Source organism: Marispirochaeta aestuarii (assembly GCF_002087085.1).
GTDB classification, from domain to species: Bacteria; Spirochaetota; Spirochaetia; order JC444; family Marispirochaetaceae; genus Marispirochaeta; species Marispirochaeta aestuarii.
The window spans coordinates 1-374 of sequence record NZ_MWQY01000073.1; the positions used below are offsets into that span (position 1 = coordinate 1).

The following is a 374-nucleotide window of genomic DNA, read 5'->3' on the forward strand; positions in this document are numbered from 1 at the left end:
CAGGGTTTCTGTTACCCGCCCCTCCGGGTCGGTGCTGATGGTTCTCGGGAGGCCTGCTTCTATGCCGTACTCAGTCGTCAGTACCGAGTCGTCCGGCAGTTCCACCCGTACGGGCCTGTCCAGAATGTCGTAGTCCGTCACCGTCCCGTTCTGCATGATGGAGGGGACAGGGGCATCAGGGCCGGGACTGAACCCGGGCTGCCCCTCTTCGATGCTCCGTCCTTTTCCGTCGTAGCGGACTGCTCCGCTTACGTTCCAGCCTGTTTCGCCGCTTCCGTTCTCATCGGTCCTCACACCGCTCTTGGCGCTGTAGATCGTACGGCCAAGGCCGTCGATTGCTATAATGGTCCGGAGGGTCTCCTCGTTTTCAGGGT

The 374-nt window shown here is 61.5% G+C and carries 1 protein-coding gene; it reads right to left on the minus strand.

Annotation, left to right across the window (positions count from 1 at the left end; all coding sequences use genetic code 11):
• Positions 1-374, minus strand: a 374-nt coding sequence (locus B4O97_RS19575) for a hypothetical protein (protein ID WP_158084412.1), incomplete at both ends; no start/stop codon positions are given.